The following is a 19,562-nucleotide window of genomic DNA, read 5'->3' on the forward strand; positions in this document are numbered from 1 at the left end:
CCCTGCTGGGCCTGATGGACGTCGCGCGGGGCCGCGGCCGCCCGCTCGTGCTGCTCGGCTCCGCGCCGGGCCTGGCGGGGCTGGGCTGGGACGCCACGTTGAGGCACGACACGCCCCTGGACGAGGCGCTCGCCGGCCTCCGCACCCGCTTCGGCCTCGATCGTCCATGACCGAAACCAACACCGGGAAAGGAAATCGCGTGCGCGCTCTCGTGTACGGCGACGTGGACCTCAACATCATCGACGGGTCGGCGATCTGGGCCCAGGCGATGGTGCAGGCGCTGCACGAGGCGGGCGTCGAGGCCACCCTCGTGCTGAAGGCGCAGGTGCGCACGGACCGCCTCGTGGCCCCCCTGGAGCGGCTCCCCGGAGTGACCGTGCGGCGCCGGCCCGAGGACGCCACCGGACCGCTGTCGGCCGAGGCCGCCGCCCAGCTGCTCACCGAGCTCGACGCCGCCGAGCCGTACGACCTCATCGTCGTGCGCGGGCGGCGGCTCGCGGTGCGCGTCACCGCGACGCCACTGGCCGGACGGCTGTGGACCTACCTGACCGATGTGCCGCAGAACGCCGCGGAGATGGCGGCCCGGCCGAACAAGGGCGTCCGCGGCGAGCTGGCCGCCGTCGCCAAGGCGTCGCGCTTCCTGCTGTGCCAGACCGAGGAGCTGCGCTGCTTCCTCGAAGGCATGCTGCACAAGGCGGCCGGCAAATGCGTGCTGTTCCCGCCGGTCGTCGTGGTGCCCGAGGGACTGGAACCCGCGGCGGACCACACCCCCGGCCGGCCGCTGAAGCTCGTCTACACCGGCAAGTTCGCGCCGCGCTGGAACACCTACGAGATGACCGCGCTGCCCCGGCGCCTGGCCGCGCGCGGCGTCGACGCCGAGCTGCACATGGTCGGCGACAAGATCCATAACGACCGCACCGACCCGGGGTTCTCCCGCCGGATGCGCGTGGCGCTGGAGTCCACCCCCGGCCTGGTCTGGCACGGCGGCCACCCACGCGCCGAGGCCATGCGGGTGACCTCCACCTGCGACATCGGGCTGTCCTGGCGGCACCCGGACCTGGACGCCAGTCTCGAACTGTCCACGAAGGTCCTGGAGATGGGCGGGCTCGGGGTGCCGGTCGTGCTCAACCGCACGCCGATGCACGAGAACCTCCTCGGCTCGGACTACCCGCTCTTCGCCAATACCGAGGATGAGGTGGTCGACGTCCTCGCCGAGGCGGCCGGGCCCGCGACGTACGCTGAGGCGCGCGACCGCTGCCTGAGGGCCGCACGCGAGTTCACGCTTCAGGCCGCGGCCGGCCGGCTCCGCGGCTACCTGCGTCAGGCCCTCCCGCCCGCCCCGAAGGGCGCGGGCCCCACGAAGGTCGTGGTCGCCGGGCACGACCTGAAGTTCTTCACCCGGCTGCTCGACCACCTGCGCTCCCTGCCGAACGTGGAGGTGCGGGTCGACCAGTGGCCCGGGCTCGGCAAACACGACCCGGAGGTCAGCCAGGAGATGGCCTCGTGGGCGGACGTCGTGGTCTGTGAGTGGTGTGGGCCGAACGCCATCTGGTACAGCGAGTGGCTCAAGAAGAACGGACGGCCGGACCAGCGCCTCGTCGTCCGGCTGCACCGCTTCGAGCTGTACGGCGCGTGGCCGGGCCGTCTCGACATCGACGCCGTCGACCAGGTGGTGTGCGTCAGTCCCCACTACGCCGACCTGACCCGCAAGATGACGGGCTGGCCCGCCGACAAGGTCACCGTCATCCCCAACTGGGTGGACGACGCGCAGTTCGGCCGGGCCAAGCTCCCGGGCGCCGAGCACCACCTGGGCTTCATCGGCCTCGCGCCGTGGCGCAAGCGGCTCGACCTGGCCGTCGACGTGCTCGAACGCCTCCGGCGCGACGACCCGAGATTCACGCTCTTCATCAAGTCCAAGCTGCCCTGGGACCTGCCGTGGATCTGGAACCGCAGCGAGGAGCGGGAGAGGTTCGAGGCGTTGTTCCACCGGATCCGCCGCTCGCCGCTGCTCGCTTCGGGCGTGGTGTTCGACCCGGCCGGGCCCGACGTGGCCTCCTGGCTGCGGCGTGTCGGCTTCGTGCTGTCCACCAGCGACGACGAGAGCTTCCACCTGGCGCCGGCCGAGGGCATGGCCTCGGGCGCGGTGCCGGCGCTGCTGCCCTGGGAGGGCTCGGACCGGATCTATGACCCCCACTGGATCCACGACGACCCGGCCGCGATGGCCGACGCGATCGCGGCGGTCGTCGCCGAGGGCCGCTGGGAGGAGGAGCGGGCGCGGGCGAACGAGGAAGTGCGGCGGTCCTACGCCCTCGACCTCGTCTGCGACCGCTGGGCCGAGCTGGTGCTCACACGCTCTTCGGACGGCGCAGCGGGACGAACGCCCACGACATGTCCGGCTCCAACGCCCAGTGCATGAGCCAGCGCACCGGCGGGGTGCACAGGAGCGTCGCGAGTAGCGCGCCGGCCGCGGCCGTCACGGCCACGCCGGGCAGCGTGTGCAGGAACGGCGTGTCGTACCAGCCCATGTACTCCATCAGCTTCGTGGCGAAGCCGTGCAGCAGGTAGGCGTACAGCGTGGCCGCGCCCAGGTTGGTGAACCAGGTCTGGCGCGCGGGCACCATCGTGAGGAACGCGAACACGAGGATGCCCGCGCCCACCAGAAGGCCGAGGCGCATACCTGACCCGACGAGGTTGTTCACGTGCATGTCGGCGTTGCCCTTACGCCAGTACATCCACTCGGTGGTCATGTGACGGTCGGCGATGAAGTAGGTGAAGGCGAGCGCCGCGGCGAGCGTGATCCCGCCCAGGACCCGGGCCATCGGGCGCTTCAGCGTCTCGAAGTGCTCCGGCTTGAGCACCAGGCCCAGTACGTAGAACGGCACCAGGCCGAGCGTGCGGTGCATCTCGAGCTCGCCCGGCAGGGCGGTCATGGCCGACAGCAGTGAGATCACCACGGCGGCGGCGACCGGCCAGCGGATCTGCTGCCAGACCGGTGTGGACAGGCGCCACAGGAACAGCGCCATGAGGAACCAGGTCAGGTAGTACGGATCCAGGATGCTGATCTCGAACTTCGAGTGCCCGACCGCCCAGTGATAGGTGGAGTAAGCGGTCTCGAAGACGATGTACGGCACGCCGAGATTCACGATCAGCTTCTGGGCCTTGCGGCCGCTGAAGGTGAAGTTACGGGAGAAGTAGCCGGTGACCACGATGAAGACCGGCATGTGGAACGTGTAGACGAACATGTAGAGCGCGTGCGCGACGCGCACGTCGCGCAGGTCCACGATCGAGTGACCGGCCACGACGAGCACGATGGCCATGAACTTGGCGTTGTCGAAGAACGGGTCGCGCCGCCGTGGCGCGGGACGTTGTTCGACGACCGCGTCGCGCGGCGCGGGGACGACCGCGGAGGCATCGGCCGGGATGCCGGTCGGAGAGGCCGGCGGTGTCGTGTGAGGTGTGCTCGGCGAAGTCATCGATTCCGTTGAGGGACGACGGTGAAGGTGCCCCCGGGGCTGGGCCCGGGGCCGCGAACGACCATACCTATCCGGGCCGATGATCGGACGCCGGGTCGAAAAACTCTCCAGAAGCTCTCAGGTTTTGCAGGGGTCGTCGGACGCGGTGACCGCGTCCGACGACTTGGGGATCGCCGTGGACTGCGCGCCCTTGAGACCGTTCCAGTCCGGGCCGAGGACCAGGTCGACGACTCCGGCCGCGACCGACTGGTCCGGCACCGGCGTGCTCGCCGGGGCGACCTGGCCGAGCGCGGCGGCCTGCTGGTCGGCGCCGTTGCCGTACCGCAACTCGGTCTTGCCCGGCCTCGTCGTCGCGGTCCCGATGCCGGCGACGGAGTAGCCGCGCGCGGTGAGCTGGTCACCGACCCGCTGGGCCAGGCCGGCCGTGTCGGTGCCGTTCAGCACGCGCACCTTGATCTGCGCCGGCGGCACGCTCGCCTTCTGGACCTTCGTCGGCGTCTGGATCTTGTTGTCGTTGCGGACCGCGGCGAACAGGTTGTCGGCGTCCGGTTGCCGCCAGGCGATCCGGTTGGGGTCCGGCGCGTACGCCCCCCACGGCACGGTGATGAACTGCACCTTGCCCGCCGACATGCCCTGGAGGCTGCTCGCCACCTTCTTCATCTCGTCGACGGTGAAGTCCTTGTCCGTGGTGACCGACTTGGTGGCGGCGTCGAGGAAGCTGTAGAGCTTGCCCGGGTTGGTCAGCGTGCCGTTGCTGGTGGCCTTCTTCACGACCGCGCCGAGGAACTTCTGCTGGCGTTTGATCCGGTCGGTGTCGGAGCCGTCGCCGAGGCCGTGCCGGTTGCGCACGTACGCGAGGGCGGTGTCGCCCTTGACGATGTGCCGGCCGGCGGACAGGTACAGCTTGCTGTCCCTGTCGCTCACCCGCTGGGGCAGGCAGATCTCGACGCCGCCGAGGGCGTCCACGACCCGCTTGAAGCCGGAGAAGTCGACCTTGACGAAGTGGTCGACGCGGATCCCGGTCAGCGTCTCGATGGTGTGCATGGTGCAGCCCGCGCCGCCGTTGTTGAACGATGAGTTGATCATGTTCAGGCCGCCCGGGATGGTCTTCCCGCTCGCGGTCTTGCACGAGGGGAGATTCACCATCGAGTCGCGCGGAAAGCTGATGCCGATGGCCTTCTGACCGCCGGGGGAGAAGTGCAGCAGGATGATCGTGTCCGAGCGCTCGCCCTCCGCCTTGCCGTACTTGGCGTTGGCGCCGTTGCGCTGGTCCGAGCCGATCAGCAGGACGTTGAGGGCCTGGTTGAGCTTGGGCGGCCGGTGCGAGCCGAGCTCGGCGGTGACGTCCTCTTGGGTGATGTTGCCCTGCAGCTTGCGGTACGTCCCGTACGCGACGAGGCTCGTCCCGACGAGGACCACGGCGAGCCCGATCGACACCCAGCCGAGCACACGCCACATGACGCCCCGCTTCGGCTTGTCGCCGAGCGGGTCGCCGTACTCGGGGTACTCATAGTCGCTGAACATTCGGCCCTAGAGGCTAGGTGAGGTGACCAACGCGGTGGCCCTTTCCAGGGATATACGTCGATCCAGTCCGGTTTGTTCGAGGTTTTGGCAGATTATTACTGATCCTTGCGTGGCAAAGGGCCCGATCAGCCCGGAAATCAGCCCTTCCGTTGTGGCGTAGGACACAGTCGTCAGCGTGCGGGTCCCGGGCGGCAGTCCCAGCGCCTCGCCCGCGGCGACGAGCCGCGCCCCGCTCATGACCTCGCCACCGACCTTTACCGCCGGGGCGTCCGCGTCGGCCGGGGCGGTGAAGCGGTCGCCGTACGAGCGCACCTCGACCGCGTAGTCGGTGACGCCGGGCGGGCACTCCTCCAGCGGCGCGCCGAGCGCGTGCAGCGACAGGCCGACCACCTCGGCCCCGGTCGCGAGCGCGGCCTCCAGCCGGCCCGGCGCGGCGGCCACGATGTCCGCGTCGGCGGGGATCTCGCCCTCGTCCACCGGAACCGCGGTCAGCCCGGCCGACCAGCAGGCGAACAGCCACACGGCGGTCTGCCAGTGCACCGGCAGGGCGAGCGCGACGCGGGAGCCCGGGTCGGCGGCGAGCCCGTCGATCAGCAGGTTCGCCGTCTTGGCCACCCAGTTGTCGAAGGTCTTCACCGAAAGCTCCACGCGTTCGCCGGTGGCGTCGTCGTAGAAGGTGACGAGCGGGCGGGACGGCTCGGCCGCCAGCGCCCCTCGCAGCAGGTCGACGGGATGAGACATGAGAGTGAAGACTAGAGCCTGTCTCTTGTGTTCCCGTTTGCCGTCGGGGGTGTCGCGCGGCCTCCCCTTGCGCACGAGGTTCGCGTCGGGGAAACCCCTCCGTTGCTCTGCGTGTTCTAGCCTGGCTGCTTGTGCTGGTCGATGAGCTGGTCCGGGACCGTACGGACGCGCTGCCTTCAGGGCGATCCCCTCTCCAGGGCGGAGGTGGCGGATCGTCGTGTCGGTAGTCGCTCCCGAACCGACGGATGAGCGGGACAGGAAGGACCCGGGCGAGTCCCGCGCGGGCGTCTTCCTGGCCCGCCTGACCGTCGCCCCGGCGCTCCTGCTGGTCTGCTGGCTGGCGGTCGCGCTGCCACTGCTCATGGCCGGCGTGTTCACGCCGCTGCCCGCCATCGCGCTCTTCGTGCCGGTGGCCGCTCTCGTGCTGACCTTCGGCCTGCGGGCGGTGCGTCCGCCCGCGGCGCACTGGGGCTCATGGTGGACGGTCGGCGGGCTCCTCGCCGTCACCACGGCCTTCTGCGCGGTGCAGCTCCTGACCTTCTCAGAGCAGATCGTGGTGCGCCGCGACCCTGCGTCGTACTTCAACTTCGCCACCTGGCTCGCCGGCCACGGGTCGCTGCCGATCCACCCGGCCCTGGCCCCGTTCGGCGGCGCCGACCCCGCGCTGTCGTTCGGCAGCCCCGCGTTCTACCAGCGCGGCGGCGTGCTGTGGCCGCAGTTCATGGCGGGCATGCCGATGATCCTGGCGCCGGTCGGGCGCCTCGCGGGCTCGTACGCCATGCTCGCCATGATGCCGGTGATCGGGGCGCTGGCCGTCCTGTCGTTCGGCGGTCTGACCGCGCGCCTCGTCGGGGCCCGGTGGGCGCCGGCCGGCGCGCTGCTGCTGGCGCTGGTCTGGCCGATGATGATGATCTCGCGGTCGATCTACAGCGAGACCGCCGCGCTCGTGCTGATGTGCGGTGGGCTGGCCCTCACGCTCGACGCCGTGCGGGCGAACCGCAGGCTGCCCGCGCTGCTCGGCGGCCTCGCGCTCGGGCTGACCATTCTGGTGCGCATCGACGGGCTGCGCGACGTGCTGCCCGTGGTGGCGTACGCCGGTCTGCTGGTGGCGCTGCGGCGGCGCACGGGCTCGGCCCTGTTCGCCGGGCTGGTCGTCGGCGTCGGCGCCGGGATGATCGAGGGGTACACCCTGTCGCGGCCGTACCTCCACTACGTCCGCGGCTCACTCGTCCCACTGCTCTACATCGGCGGGGCCGTGCTCGTGGTCACGGCGGTGGCGGTCGTCGTCGTGCGCAGGTGGGGCCTGCCGAACCTCACCCGGTTCCGGCTGCCCGACCTGGCCCTCGCGGCGGTCTTCGCGGTCATGGCGTTCTTCGCCGCCCGGCCGAGCCTGCAGACGGTCCGGCGCGTGCCGCACAACCCCGACGACGCGGCCAACGCCTCCTTCATCGCGGCGTTGCAGAAGTCGCTGCGGCTGCCCCTCGACCCGTACCGCCAGTACTCCGAGCTGAGCCTGCACTGGGTGACCTGGTACATCGGCGTGCCGGCGGTACTGCTCGCCACGATCGGCGCCGGCCTGCTCCTGCGCGAGCTGCTGCTCCGCCACCGTACCGACTGGCTCCTGCCGTACGCGTTGATCGCGTGGACGACGGTGACCACGCTGTGGCGGCCGGGGATCACACCGGACCAGCCCTGGGCGAGCCGGCGGCTGATCGTCGTGGTGCTGCCCGGCCTGCTGCTGTTCGCCCTGTGGCTGCTGGCCTGGGCGGCGCGGAACGTGCGGCGGCTGGGGTTCGGGCCGGAGATCGCGGGCGGCACGGCGGTCGTCGGCGTCCTGCTGATCCTCGTGCCCACCGTGGTCACCTCCGCGGGCATGATGACCACCCCGACGGAGCAGGGCGAGGTGGCGCAGGCCCGGTCGATGTGCCGCAGCCTCGGCCCCCGCGCCACCGTGCTGATCATCGAGCGGGTCACCGCCGACCGGTTCACCCAGCTCATCCGCGGCATGTGCGATGTGCCGTCCGGGCGGATCAAGGTGCGGCCCGGCTCCAGCACCGCCGCGTCGGAGGACGTCGAGCGCATCAGTGAAAAGGTCGTCGCGGCCGGTCGCCGCCCGGTGCTGCTGGGCGCGAACTCCCTGGACGTGGCGCCGTACGGCACGGCGCGGCGCGTCTACCACGTCAGCACCCGCCGCGATTCGAGCAGCCTCGTCGCCGCACCTCACGGCACATGGTCACTGGCGATCAACGTCTGGATGGCCGTTCCCGTGTACGCAGGGTGAACAGTGCGTACCCTTGGCTCGTGGACCAGCCAGTCCGAGTATCCTCGCCATGCGTGACTGACACGCCCCACGTGACGATCGTCCTGCCGTGCTACAACGAGCAGGACCACGTCATCGACGAGGTCGAGCGCATCTGCAAGGCGATGGATGCCAGTGGCCACACCTATGAGCTCCTCGCCGTGGACGACTGCTCGACCGACGGCACGCTGGCCCGGCTCCAAGAGGCGGCGCCGAACTTCCCCTCCATGCAGGTGGTCCCGTTCCACCGCAACGGTGGCTCGGGCACCGTGCGCCGCATCGGCTCCCAGCAGGCCAAGGGCGACATCGTCGTCTGGACCGACGCGGACATGAGCTACCCCAACGAGCGCATCCCGGACCTGGTCGACATCCTCGACGAGGACCCGGCCGTGGACCAGGTCGTGGGCGCGCGGACCAGCGAGGAGGGCACGCACAAGATCCTGCGGGTGCCGGCCAAGTGGTTCATCCGCAAGACGGCCGAGCGGCTGGCGGGGCAGAAGATCCCCGACCTCAACTCCGGCCTGCGCGCCTTCCGCCGGGACGTCGCCGAGCCGTACCTCAAGCTGCTGCCCCCCGGCTTCTCCTGCGTCACCACGATCACGCTGGCGTTCATGTCCAACCAGCATGACGTCCGGTATGTTCCGATCGACTACGCCAAGCGGGCCGGAAAGTCGAAGTTCCACTTCGTGCAAGACGCCTACCGCTACATCCTTCAGGTGCTGCGGATGGTCATGTACTTCAACCCGCTCAAGGTGCTGATGCCGCCCGCACTGTGGCTCCTCGGCCTGGGCATCGTCAAGGGCGTCTACGACATGATCGCGCACCCGGTGCGGTTCGCGAACAACACCGTCATGATCTTCGTGACCGGCATGATCATCGCGTCGCTGGCCCTGCTCGCCGACCTCATCGTGCGGTCGCGGGGAGACACGTGAAGATAGCGATCGTGGGGCCCGCCTTCCCCTACAAGGGCGGCGGCGCACACCACACGACCGAACTGGCCCACCGGCTCGCCGCGGCCGGGCACGACGTGACGATCGAGTCGTGGAAGGCCCAGTATCCGGGCTTCCTCTACCCGGGCGAGCAGACGATCTCCACTCCGGAGGGGGTGCCGTTCCCGGGCACCCACCGCACGCTGGCCTGGTACCGCCCGGACGGCTGGGTCCGCACGGGGCGGCGGCTGCGCTCCTTCGACCTCGTCGTGCTGGTGGTGCTCTCGCCGGTCCAGGTCCCGGCCTACCTCGGCATGGCGTACGGCCTCGGCCGCGGCGGCCCCCGCCTGATCGCCCTCTGCCACAACGTCCTGCCGCACGAGCGCAAGCCCTACGACGTCCCGCTGATGCGACGGCTGCTGCGGCGCGTGGACGGCGCCCTGGTGCACTCCGCGCAGCAGGCGCAGCTCGCCCGCGACCTGGCGCCCGGCACGCCCGTCCTGACCGCGGACCTGCCGGCCCACCTGCCGACGCCTCCCGGGGGCACGCCCGTCGTGACCGCCGACGCCGGCCCAGCGAACCACCTGCTGTTCTTCGGCATCGTCCGGCCGTACAAGGGGCTGGACGTGTTGCTGAGAGCCCTCGCGCACCTCGACGGCGTGACGTTGACCGTGGCCGGGGAGTTCTGGGGCGGGACGGACGAGACGCGCACGCTGATCTCCTCGCTCGGCCTGGACGACCGGGTGGAGCTGCGGCCGGGGTACGTCCCGGCGGGCGACGTGCCGGGCCTGTTCGCCCGCGCCGACGCGCTCGTGCTGCCCTACCGCACGGCCACCGCGTCGCAGAACGTCTTCATGGCGTACGAGCACGGCGTCCCGGTCATCGCCACCCGCGCCGGCACCCTCGCCGACAACGTGCGTGACGGCATCGACGGCCTGCTGTGCGATCCGGACGACGTGGAGTCCCTGACGGACGCGCTGAGACGCTTCTACGCGACGGGCGAGCCCGCTCGGCTGCGCGCGGGGGTCAAGCCGGTGGACGCCGAGCCGCACTGGGTCGCCTACCTGGAGCAGCTCCTCAGCCGCTGATGCCCGCGAGGCCCGCCGCCCCCGATCGTGCGCGCGTGGGGAAGCGCGTGGTCAAGGTTGAAGATCGCTTGGGCGTCGCAACGCGTCGCGCGGGGAATTTCGAGAACGCCGGTCACCGCCCCTACCAGCGGGGGAAGTCAGCAGATGGCGTCGAATCAGCCGCAGCGCGGCGATCGTTCCGTGCGCGACCTGGAGGTGAATCCGCTCTTCAGCCGGGAGCCGATGACGGTCCCCCGGTACGCCCTTCCGGACGGGGAGATGGAGCCGGCGACCGCCTATCAGGTGGTGCACGACGAGTTGATGCTCGACGGGAACGCGCGGTTGAACCTGGCGACGTTCGTCACCACCTGGGCCGAGCCCCAGGCACGGCGGCTCATGGCCGAGTGCGCGGAAAAGAACATGATCGACAAGGACGAGTATCCGCAGACCGCCGAGCTGGAGTTGCGGTGCGTGCACATGCTGGCCCGGCTGTGGCACGCGGCGGACCCGCGGCGGGTGACGGGATGCTCGACGACCGGTTCGAGCGAGGCCGCCATGCTGGCGGGTCTCGCGCTCAAGCGACGCTGGCAACACCGCCGCCGCGCCCAGGGCCGGCCGGCCGACCGGCCGAACCTCGTGATGGGCGTCAACGTCCAGGTCTGCTGGGAGAAGTTCGCCGACTACTTCGAGGTCGAGCCGCGCTACGTGCCGATGGAGGGCGACCGCTACCACCTGAGCCCGGCGGCGGCGGTGGAGCGGTGCGACGAGAACACCATCGGGGTCGTGACCATCCTGGGCTCGACGTTCGACGGCAGCTACGAGCCCGTCGCCGAGGTCGCGGCGGCACTGGACGACCTGCGAGAGCGGACCGGTCTGGACGTGCCGATCCACGTCGACGGCGCCTCCGGCGCGATGATCGCGCCGTTCCTCGACACGCACCTGGTGTGGGACTTCCGGCTGCCCCGCGTGGCGTCGATCAACACCTCCGGCCACAAGTACGGGCTGGTCATGCCCGGGGTCGGCTGGGTGGTGTGGCGCGATGCCGACGCGCTGCCGGACGACCTGGTCTTCCACGTGAACTATCTGGGCGGGCGGATGCCCACCTTCGCGTTGAACTTCTCCCGACCCGGCGCCCAGGTCATCGCGCAGTACTACAACTTCCTGCGGCTGGGCTTCGACGGCTACCGCCGCGTCCAGCGCACCTGCCGGGACGTCGCGACGCGGCTGGCCGCCCAGATCGCCGCGCTGGGGCCCTTCGAACTGATCACCAACGGCGGCCAGGCGCCGGTGTTCGCGTTCCGGCTACGCGAGGAGATCACCAACTTCACGGTCTTCGACGTCTCGATCGCCCTGCGCGAACACGGGTGGCTGGTGCCCGCCTACACGTTCCCGCCGAACCGTACGGACCTGTCGGTGCTGCGGATCGTCGTCCGCAACGGCTTCAGCCATGACCTGGCCGACCTGCTCCTGGAGGACATCCGCCGGGCCCTGCCGCGGCTGCACCGGCAGCATGAGCCTCATCGGGACCCGGGCGACGCCGGTGCGTTCGCTCACGGCATCAAGACGTGAGGAGAGTGCGCGATGTGTCGTCTGTTCGGCATGAGCGGTGCGCCGCGGCGTACGCACGCCACGTTCTGGCTGCTGGACGCCCCCGACAGTCTGAGCGACCAGAGCCGGCGGGAGCCGGACGGCACCGGGCTGGGCTACTTCGACGCCGACGGTTCCCCGTGTGTGCGCAAGGCGCCCATCGCCGCGTACGAGGACCGGCGGTTCGCCGCAGAGGCCGAGCAGGTCGAGTCGACGACCTTCATCGCCCACATCCGCTACGCCTCCACCGGTGGCCTCGAAATGCGCAATACCCACCCGTTCGAACAGGACGGGCGCCTGTTCGCGCACAACGGCGTGGTCGAGAACCTGGCCGAACTCGACGCCGAGCTAGGCCCGGACCTGTCGCTGGTCCACGGTGACACCGACTCCGAGCGGTTCTTCGCCCTGATCACGCGCGAGATTCGGGCCCACGGCGGGGACGTCGCCGGCGGCGTCGTCCGCGCCGCCCGCTGGATCGCCGATCACCTGCCCGTCTACTCCCTCAACCTGGTCCTGACGACCGCCGACGGGCTGTGGGCGTTGCGCTACCCCGACACCCACGCCCTGTACGTGCTCGAACGCCGGCGCGGCGGCCAGCACGGCGACCGGCACCTGGACCACAACGGCACCGCCGGCCGCATGCGTGTCCACTCCAGCGACCTGGCCGGCGCGCCCGCGGTCGTGATCGCCAGCGAACGCATGGACGACAACCCCGCCTGGCGCCCGATGGAGTCCGGGGAGCTCCTCCATGTCGGACCGGACCTGCGCGTCATCCACGCGATCGCGCTTCCCCACGAACCACGCCATCGGCTCCGCCTGAAGGATCTGCGGCCCGAGGCCGCCGCCTCCCAGAAAGGCGCGTAGCGAACCGGCGGCCGGAAGGGGTCTCAGGCGTTGATGCCCTCGATGTGGGGCTGGAGCTCCTTGAGCAGGGCACGCTTGGGCTTGGCCCCGACGATCTGCTGCACCGGCTCGCCGCCCTTGAACAGCAGCAGGGTCGGCAGGCCCATCACGCTGTAGCGCGCCGGAACGCTGGGGTTGGCGTCGTAGTCGAGCTTGGCGATCTTGAGCTTGTCCCCGTGCTCCGCGGCGATCTGGTCCAGCACCGGGGCGACCATGCGGCAGGGACCGCACCAGCTCGCCCAGAAGTCGACCAGCACGGGCGTTTCGCTCGCCAGCACGGCCTCGTCGAAGGTCGCGTCGGTCACGGTAAAGGTCTCGCCGGCCATGAGATGTCTCCTCCCGGGCGCGCCGCCCGTACGGCGACGACGTCTCACGGTGAAAGTCGCGAACCGCCGAAGTTGTTCCCGCGGGCGGCCTGTGGTCAGGCCGGGGGGCGCCTCATCGGGCGTCCGGCTGTTCTTCCAGGAGTTCGGCCTCCTCGACGGCCGGATGGCGGGAGCCCAGCAGTACCGCGCCGCCCGCCCACACCAGGTCGGCGACGGTCATCACGACCCGGGAGGCCAGGGCGACGACCAGTGGGGCGCCCGGGGGCAGCACCGGGCCCAGCGCGACGGTGAGCGCCGCCTCCCGTACGCCGACGCCGCCCGGCGCGATGACGACCAGGAACCCGGCGGTGAACGCCAGCGCGTACGCGCCCGTGGAAAGGAAGAAGCCCGACCCGCCCGCCGCGCGCACCAGCAGCCAGGCGTGCGCGCCGAACAGGAGCCAGCCCACCGCCGTCCAGGCGACCGCGCGGATCATCGTGCCCAGGCCCGCCGTACGGTCGAGGGGCTGGCGCCGGGCGAGCCGGAGCGCCCGGTTGAGCGTCCATGCCACGATCCGCGGGTGCAGCAGCGCCAGGAAGATCGGCGCGAGGACCAGCAGCCACCAGTAGCGATGCGTGGCATCGGACGAGGTCAGCGGCAGCGTCAGGGCCGCCGCCGCGCAGCCGGTCGCGATCGTGGTGGCCATCGCCAGCAGCGCGGCGGTCGCGCCCCGCTGGCGCGGTACGCGGTGTTCTTTCGCCAGTTCCATCTGGGCCACCAGCGCCCACACCGAGCCCGGGATGTACTTGCCGAGCTGGGAGACGAAGTAGACCCGCACGGCCGCCCGCATGGGGAGCGGTGAGCCCATCCCGGCCAGCAGCGACCGCCAGCCCAGCATCCACGTGCCCAGCCCGAGAACGCCGGCGAGAAGCGCGGCCACCATGTACGGCCAGGAGAAGGCCGTCAGCGCGTGCCGGGTGTCGTCCCAGCGCGAGGCCAGGCCGTACACGCAGAAGACGAGCGCGACGACGACCAGCGCCACGCGCGGCAGGCGACTCGCTCGCAGCCGGGAGATCACCCGGTCAGGGTAGTCGGTGTCCGGGAGCAGCGGTGAGCGGCCGGTGAACAGTCGGTGATCAGCGGATACCTTGGGGGTTTCGCCCGTAGAGTGGGGTCGCGATGAAACTCAACGACGCAAAGGCCTTCGTGGGCCATCAGGTGCACGTGTGCCGTTACCGTGAGGCCGGGACGCTTCTCCGCTGGATGGGCGATGACCTGCGCGGCAAGCGGGTGCTCGACGTCGCCGGCGGTGACGGCTACTGGGCCGGGCAGGCGCGCAAGCGCGGTGCCCACGCGGTCTCCATCGACCTCGCCCGCGGCAAGATGCTCTACGGCCGCACGCTCAGGCACACGCCGGCGCTGATCGAGTGCGACGCGCTCAAGCTGCCGTTCGCCGACGAGTCCTTCGACGCGCTGCTGTCGGTGTGCGCGATCGAGCACTTCGACGACGGCGGCACCGCGTTGGATGAGATGTCCCGCATCCTCAAGCCGGGCGGCGAGCTCTTCATGTCCGCCGACGTGCTGAGCCGGTCCCGTGACTGGCCCAAGCTCCGTGAGGCGCACTGCGAGAAGTACCACGTGCAGCACACCTACACGCACGAGAGCCTGGCCGGGCTGCTCACCGAGCGCGGCATGGAGCTGGCCGACTACTCCTACCAGTTCCGCAGCCGGACCACCGAGCGCCTCTACCTGTCGCTGTCGGCGTACGGCGGCCGGGTCGGGTTCAACGCCGCCGCACCGCTCACGCCCCTCGTGGCGCTGGCGGACCGTCGCAGTCCCAACGACCGCGGCAGCATCGTGCTGATCAGGGCGCGCAAGAAATAGTGACGTCCCCCCGTTCCGGACTGATCGGCGTAGGCTTCCGATCGGGGAGTGATCCCCACCACTTCGGCACCTAACGAGGGGGCGACTGTCAACGTGGTGCCTCGGGTCCTCGTCGACGCGACCGCTGTACCCGCTGATCGCGGTGCGCTGGGGCGATATGTCGACGGCCTGATCGCCGCGCTGCACCGCGCGGACGCCGATCTGGCCGTCGCCTGCCAGCGATCGGATGAGGAGCGCTACGCCGTGCTCGCGCCGAAGGCGCGGGTGGTCGCGGGCCCGCCGGCGATCGTGCACCGGCCGGCGCGGCTGGCCTGGGAGCAGACCGGGCTGCCGTTCGTCGCCAAGCAGGTCGACGCCGACGTCATCCACGCGCCGTACTACTCGACGCCGCTGCGGCCGGGGGTGCCCGTGGTCGTCACGATCCACGACGTCACCTACTTCGCCGAGCCGGAGGTTCACAACCCGGTCAAGGCGACCTACATCAAGTCGGCCACGCGCACGGCCGTACGCCGCGCGGCCCGGCTGATCGTGCCGTCCAAGGCGACGCGCGACGAGATGGTCCGGCTGTTGCGGGCCGACCCGACGCGCATCGACGTCGCCTACCACGGCGTCGATCACGCGATCTTCCACCCGCCGGGCGAGGAGGAGCGGCGGCGCGTCTCCGACCGGCTCGGCCTGCACGGCCACCCGTACATCGCGTTCCTCGGCGCGCTGGAGCCCCGTAAGAACGTCCCGAACCTGATCCGCGGCTGGGTACGCGCCGCCGACGCCGTGAAGGACGCGCCCGCGCTCGTGCTGGCGGGCAGCGGCGGCTGGGACGACGAGGTCGACGCGGCGCTCGCCGACGTCCCGCACCAGCTGAGGGTGCTGCGGCCGGGCTATCTGCGCTGGTCGTCGCTGCCGGGGTTCTTCGGCGGCGCGCTCGTCGTCGCGCTGCCGAGCCGGGGCGAGGGCTTCGGGCTGCCGGTGCTGGAGGCGATGTCGTGCGGCGCGGCCGTGCTGACCACGCAGCGTTCGTCGCTGCCGGAGGTGGGCGGCGACGCCGTCGCCATCACCGAGCCCGACGCCGGGAGCAATGGCGAGGCGCTGAGCACGCTGATCGCCGACGACGCCCGCCGGCGCACGCTCGCCGAGGCCGCGGCCGCCCGCGCCGCGGAGTTCACCTGGACGGCGTCCGCCGAGGCGCATCTCGCTTCCTACCAGCGCGCCGCCGAACAGTAGTGTGGCCGCCACACCGATGAGGGAGGGACACGCTGGAAGCGATTCTGCTGGTCGGAGGTAAGGGCACGCGGCTGCGGCCGCTGACCATCTCGACCCCCAAACCGCTGCTTCCCACCGCCGGCGTGCCACTGCTGGAGCACCAGCTCAGAAAGGCCCGCGCGGCCGGGATCCGGCGCATCGTGTTCGCGACGTCCTACCGGGCGTCGATGTTCACCGAGGCGTTCGGCGACGGGTCGCGGCTCGGCCTGGAGCTGGTCTACGTCACCGAGGACGAGCCGCTCGGCACGGCCGGCGCGATCCGCAACGCCGCACGCGAGCTGACGTGCGACGCCGACAGCCCGGTCATCGTGTTGAACGGCGACATCCTGTCCGGCCACGACCTGGCGGCCCAGATCGCCATGCACGAGAAGTCCGGCGCGGCCGTCACGATGCACCTGACGCTGGTCAACGACGCGCGCCGCTACGGCGCCGTGCCGACGACCTCCGAGGGCAAGGTCATCGAGTTCGTGGAAAAGTCGCCGAAGCCGCCGACCAACCAGGTCAACGCGGGCTGCTACGTCTTCCGGCGCTCGGCGATCGAGGCCATTCCCGAGGGCCGGGTCGTCTCGGTGGAGTACGAGACCTTCCCCGGCCTGCTCGCCGCCGGCGAGACGATCATGGGGTACGTCGAGGGCGCGTACTGGCTCGACGTGGGCACGCCGAGCACGTTCGTGCAGGGCTCGTGCGACCTGGTGCTCGGCCGGATGACGTCGCCGGCGGTCACGCCCGGCGGCGGCGTGCTGTTCCTCAACGGGTCGGTGGTCGCCCCGGAGGCCGCCGTCTCCGGCGGCACGGCCGTCGGCGCCGGGGCCGTGGTCGAGTCGGGCGCGACGGTGGAGTCCAGCGTGCTCTTCGACGGGGCCGTGGTCGAGCAGGGCGCGCGGGTCTCCCGCTCGGTGATCGGCCGGGGCGCCCGCATCTGCGCGGGCGCGGTGCTCGACGAGACCGTGATCGGCGACGGCGCGATGGTCGGCGCGGGCAACGAACTGCGCGGCGGCCTGCGGCTGTGGCCCGGCACCCAGCTTCCGCCGACCGCGGTCCGGTTCTCCAGCGACGTCTGAGTCCGGCGCGGCGGTGGTGCTGGATACACCCCGACCCGGGGCCTGACCGGCTGGGGCGGGACCGGCGGCGTGCCTAGTTTCGTCGGTATGAAGATCTCCTCATCCGCCGCTCTCGCGGGTCTCGCCCTGGCCGGGGTCGTTTCGGCGCCCGGCCAGCTGTCGGCCACCTCACATCACGTCGTCAACACGGCTCTGCACCGGGACGGTTCGGACGGACGGGGCCGCGTGGTCTCCGTCAAGAAGATCGTCGGCCTGTCCCGGGAGCAGACGGCCTCGTACCTGGACGACATGAACTTCGGGTCGCCGGCGCCCAGGTACGGGATCGACGAGTACGCCGTCGTGTACCGGACGATCACCCCCACGGGAGCGCCGACCACCGCGAGCGGGCTGGTCATCCTGCCGCGCAGCAAGGACCGTGAGCTGCGCACCGTCGCCTACGAACACGGCACGAACGCCACAAAACTGGACGCGGCGACGACCTCCGCCGAGAGCTATGACCGGGCCGCGGCGACGCTCGTGGCCGCCGCCGGGTTCGGCACGGTGGCCCCCGACTACCTCGGGCTCGGTCTCGGGCCGGGGCACCACCCGTACATGGATCACGCCTCGGAGACGACCGCCTCGCTGGACATGCTCAGCGCGGCCCGTGAGGTCGCCGCCGGCCACGGCCGCTCGCTCACCTCGAAGGTGAGGGTCACCGGGTTCTCCCAGGGAGGCGCGGCGGCGATGGCGCTGGGCCGCGCCCTCCAGCCGCGCGGGCGACTCGCCGCACTCGCACCGATCAGCGGTCCGTACGACGTCGAGCACGCCGAGATCCCGGTGGGCCTCCACGGCGACCGGCTGTCGCCGCAGGAGGTCACCTTCTACCTCGGCTACTGGATAACGTCGATGAACCGGCTGTACCACTTCTACACGTCGCCGTCCGAGGTGTTCCAGAAGCCGTACAGCGAGACCGTGGAGACCCTCTTCGACGGTGACCACGGCGCGCCGCAGATCTTCGCCGGACTGCCCGCGACGCCGCGGGAGCTGCTCCGGCCGGAGTTCATCACGCGGCTCGACCACCCCGGCGGCTCCCTGGCCCGTGCGATGCGGGAGAACGACGACACCTGCTCCGGCTGGCGGCCCACGGTGCCGATCCGCATCTTCGCCGCGCACGGCGACAAGGACGTGACCATCCTCAACGCGCGGCACTGCCAGGCGCAGCTGCGCGCGCACGGGGTCGACGCGCCCCTGACCGACGTCGGCGCGACCGACCACAACGGATCCGCGTTCCGGTCCATGCCGCAGGTCGTACGCTGGTTCGCCTCCCTGCAGGCCTCGTGACACCGTCGAACGGCATCGAGCCGCGCAGGTTAGGGTCAAGATGAGAACCATGCTCACCCGCGAGTGGCTGCCTTCGTGGCCGGTGGACCTGAACCTGACGCTGGGGCCGCACCGGCGCGGCTCGGGCGATCCGGCGTACACGAGCGGCCCCGACGGCGCGGTGTGGCGCGCGTCGACGACGCCCGAGGGCCCCGGCACGCTGCGGGTCCTGCGGCGCGGCGACACGGTCGAGGGCCGGGCCTGGGGGCCGGGGGCGGAGTGGCTGCTCGACGGCCTGCCCGAGCTGCTCGGCGCCGCCGACGACCCGACGTCGTTCACGCCCGAGCACGAGATCCTGCGCACGGCCGCCGCGCGGTTCGGTCACTTCCGCGTCGGCCGGAGCCGCAACGTCTTCGAGGCGCTCGTGCCGGCCGTGCTGGAGCAGAAGGTCGTCGGCAAGGAGGCCTGGCGCGCCTGGCGTTACCTTGTCCGGAGGTTCGGCGAGGTCGCGCCCGGACCACGGCCCCCGCATCTGCGGTGGCCGCTACGGGTGCCGCCACCGCCCCGGGTCTGGGTCACCATCCCGTCGTGGGAGTGGCACAGGTCGGGGATCGAGGCGGTACGGGCCCGTACGATCATCGGCGCCGCGCGGGTGGCGAGCCGGCTGGAGGTCCTCGACACGGCCGAGGCCGACCGGCGGCTGCGCTCGCTCCCGGGCATCGGAATCTGGACGTCGGCCGAGGTGCGGCAGCGGGCCCTCGGCGACGCCGACGCGGTCTCCGTCGGCGACTACCACATCCCCGGCATCGTCGGCTGGGCTCTGACCGGGCGGAAGGTCGACGACGCCGGGATGCTCGAGCTGCTGAAGCCGTACGCCGGGCACCGCTACCGGGTCACCCGGATGCTGGAGCTGTCCGGCGGCGGCCCGCCGCGCCGCGGGCCGCGGATGTCCGTACGCGACTATCGCGCGTTCTGACGGCGCCACACGGGCTGCCACACCGGCCGCCACACCGGCGCGAAGCGGCTCGGGCGGCCGTCGCGGGTGTCGGCGCCGTAGAGGGGGCCCAGCAGCGCCAGGACGATGAAGAAGGACAGCATGAACCAGGCCATGACGGTCTCCCTGCGGTAAGGACTGTTCTGCGTTTCGCTGCTTAAGTGTGCGCGGCGAAACCGTTCAGCACCAGCGAGGATTTCTGCACGGAACCGATAAGCGCCGCTGAAGGTTCGGCC

Annotated in this window: 17 protein-coding genes; 11 read left to right on the forward strand and 6 right to left on the reverse strand. The window is 71.2% G+C overall.

The genetic code is table 11. The features are described 5' to 3' along the window. Nucleotides 1-166 precede the first annotated feature (166 nt). On the forward strand, nucleotides 167-2,416 hold the full coding sequence (locus tag ACFFNX_RS08780) for a glycosyltransferase (RefSeq protein WP_378197886.1): 2,250 nt from the start codon (nucleotides 167-169) through the stop codon (nucleotides 2,414-2,416). On the opposite strand, the gene ACFFNX_RS08785 is transcribed toward ACFFNX_RS08780, so the two are convergent. From ACFFNX_RS08785 to ACFFNX_RS08795, 3 genes are all read right to left on the reverse strand, one after another. Beyond that, the gene (locus ACFFNX_RS08785; RefSeq protein ID WP_378197888.1) at nucleotides 2,346-3,473 is read right to left on the reverse strand and encodes an acyltransferase family protein; all 1,128 of its coding nucleotides are present in this window, start codon (nucleotides 3,471-3,473) and stop codon (nucleotides 2,346-2,348) included. The two genes, ACFFNX_RS08780 and ACFFNX_RS08785, sit on opposite strands and share 71 nt — an antisense overlap. Nucleotides 3,474-3,590: 117 nt before the next feature. Further along, nucleotides 3,591-4,997, reverse strand: a complete 1,407-nt coding sequence (locus ACFFNX_RS08790) for an LCP family protein (RefSeq protein WP_378197889.1) — start codon at nucleotides 4,995-4,997, stop codon at nucleotides 3,591-3,593. A 6-nt stretch (nucleotides 4,998-5,003) separates the two neighbouring features. Further along, nucleotides 5,004-5,738 carry a TIGR03089 family protein gene (locus tag ACFFNX_RS08795; RefSeq protein ID WP_378197891.1) on the reverse strand — a complete coding sequence of 245 codons (735 nt, stop codon included), beginning with the start codon at nucleotides 5,736-5,738 and terminating at the stop codon, nucleotides 5,004-5,006. Between the two features lie 217 nt (nucleotides 5,739-5,955). Here ACFFNX_RS08795 and ACFFNX_RS08800 point away from each other — a divergent pair, with 217 nt between their 5' ends. The 5 genes from ACFFNX_RS08800 (at nucleotide 5,956) to ACFFNX_RS08820 (ending at nucleotide 12,484) form a co-directional block, all read left to right on the forward strand. Then, the gene (locus ACFFNX_RS08800) at nucleotides 5,956-8,019 is read left to right on the forward strand and encodes a hypothetical protein (RefSeq protein WP_378197893.1); all 2,064 of its coding nucleotides are present in this window, start codon (nucleotides 5,956-5,958) and stop codon (nucleotides 8,017-8,019) included. A 53-nt stretch (nucleotides 8,020-8,072) separates the two neighbouring features. Beyond that, nucleotides 8,073-8,969 carry a glycosyltransferase family 2 protein gene (locus ACFFNX_RS08805; protein ID WP_378197895.1) on the forward strand — a complete coding sequence of 299 codons (897 nt, stop codon included), beginning with the start codon at nucleotides 8,073-8,075 and terminating at the stop codon, nucleotides 8,967-8,969. After that, nucleotides 8,966-10,054, forward strand: coding sequence for a glycosyltransferase family 4 protein (locus ACFFNX_RS08810; RefSeq protein ID WP_378197897.1), 1,089 nt, complete (start codon nucleotides 8,966-8,968; stop codon nucleotides 10,052-10,054). The genes ACFFNX_RS08805 and ACFFNX_RS08810 overlap by 4 nt, the downstream gene beginning before the upstream one ends. 144 nt (nucleotides 10,055-10,198) lie before the next feature. Next, entirely contained in the window at nucleotides 10,199-11,602 is a 1,404-nt protein-coding gene (gene gad / locus ACFFNX_RS08815; RefSeq protein WP_378197899.1) for a glutamate decarboxylase, read from the forward strand. Nucleotides 11,603-11,614: 12 nt separating this feature from the next. Beyond that, nucleotides 11,615-12,484: a class II glutamine amidotransferase gene (locus ACFFNX_RS08820; RefSeq protein ID WP_378197901.1), complete on the forward strand. Its 870-nt coding sequence runs from the start codon at nucleotides 11,615-11,617 to the stop codon at nucleotides 12,482-12,484. Nucleotides 12,485-12,507: 23 nt separating this feature from the next. Here ACFFNX_RS08820 and trxA read toward each other — a convergent pair whose 3' ends face one another. Then, a complete protein-coding gene (trxA, locus tag ACFFNX_RS08825; RefSeq protein ID WP_378197930.1) occupies nucleotides 12,508-12,849 on the reverse strand; it encodes a thioredoxin in 342 nt (113 codons plus the stop codon). Between the two features lie 112 nt (nucleotides 12,850-12,961). Beyond that, complete coding sequence (locus ACFFNX_RS08830) at nucleotides 12,962-13,906, reverse strand: lysylphosphatidylglycerol synthase transmembrane domain-containing protein (RefSeq protein ID WP_378197903.1); 945 nt, start codon at nucleotides 13,904-13,906, stop codon at nucleotides 12,962-12,964. A gap of 101 nt (nucleotides 13,907-14,007) precedes the next feature. On the opposite strand from ACFFNX_RS08830, the gene ACFFNX_RS08835 reads away from it, so the two are divergent. The 5 genes from ACFFNX_RS08835 to ACFFNX_RS08855 all read left to right on the forward strand — a co-directional run bounded on the left by ACFFNX_RS08835 (nucleotide 14,008) and on the right by ACFFNX_RS08855 (nucleotide 19,308). Then, complete coding sequence (locus ACFFNX_RS08835) at nucleotides 14,008-14,712, forward strand: class I SAM-dependent methyltransferase (RefSeq protein WP_378197905.1); 705 nt, start codon at nucleotides 14,008-14,010, stop codon at nucleotides 14,710-14,712. Between the two features lie 93 nt (nucleotides 14,713-14,805). Beyond that, complete coding sequence (locus tag ACFFNX_RS08840) at nucleotides 14,806-15,933, forward strand: glycosyltransferase family 4 protein (protein ID WP_378197907.1); 1,128 nt, start codon at nucleotides 14,806-14,808, stop codon at nucleotides 15,931-15,933. Nucleotides 15,934-15,980: 47 nt separating this feature from the next. After that, nucleotides 15,981-17,033 (forward strand): mannose-1-phosphate guanylyltransferase, encoded by a 1,053-nt coding sequence (gene manB / locus ACFFNX_RS08845; protein ID WP_378197932.1) that lies wholly within the window; start codon nucleotides 15,981-15,983, stop codon nucleotides 17,031-17,033. An 87-nt stretch (nucleotides 17,034-17,120) separates the two neighbouring features. Then, the gene (locus tag ACFFNX_RS08850; RefSeq protein WP_378197909.1) at nucleotides 17,121-18,353 is read left to right on the forward strand and encodes a dienelactone hydrolase family protein; all 1,233 of its coding nucleotides are present in this window, start codon (nucleotides 17,121-17,123) and stop codon (nucleotides 18,351-18,353) included. A 49-nt stretch (nucleotides 18,354-18,402) separates the two neighbouring features. Then, nucleotides 18,403-19,308: a DNA-3-methyladenine glycosylase family protein gene (locus ACFFNX_RS08855; RefSeq protein WP_378197911.1), complete on the forward strand. Its 906-nt coding sequence runs from the start codon at nucleotides 18,403-18,405 to the stop codon at nucleotides 19,306-19,308. On the opposite strand, the gene ACFFNX_RS08860 is transcribed toward ACFFNX_RS08855, so the two are convergent. Continuing rightward, nucleotides 19,293-19,442, reverse strand: coding sequence for a hypothetical protein (locus tag ACFFNX_RS08860; RefSeq protein ID WP_378197913.1), 150 nt, complete (start codon nucleotides 19,440-19,442; stop codon nucleotides 19,293-19,295). The genes ACFFNX_RS08855 and ACFFNX_RS08860 overlap by 16 nt on opposite strands. Nucleotides 19,443-19,562: the final 120 nt, after the last annotated feature.

Source organism: Actinoallomurus acaciae (assembly GCF_042429965.1).
Lineage (GTDB): Bacteria > Actinomycetota > Actinomycetes > Streptosporangiales > Streptosporangiaceae > Actinoallomurus > Actinoallomurus acaciae.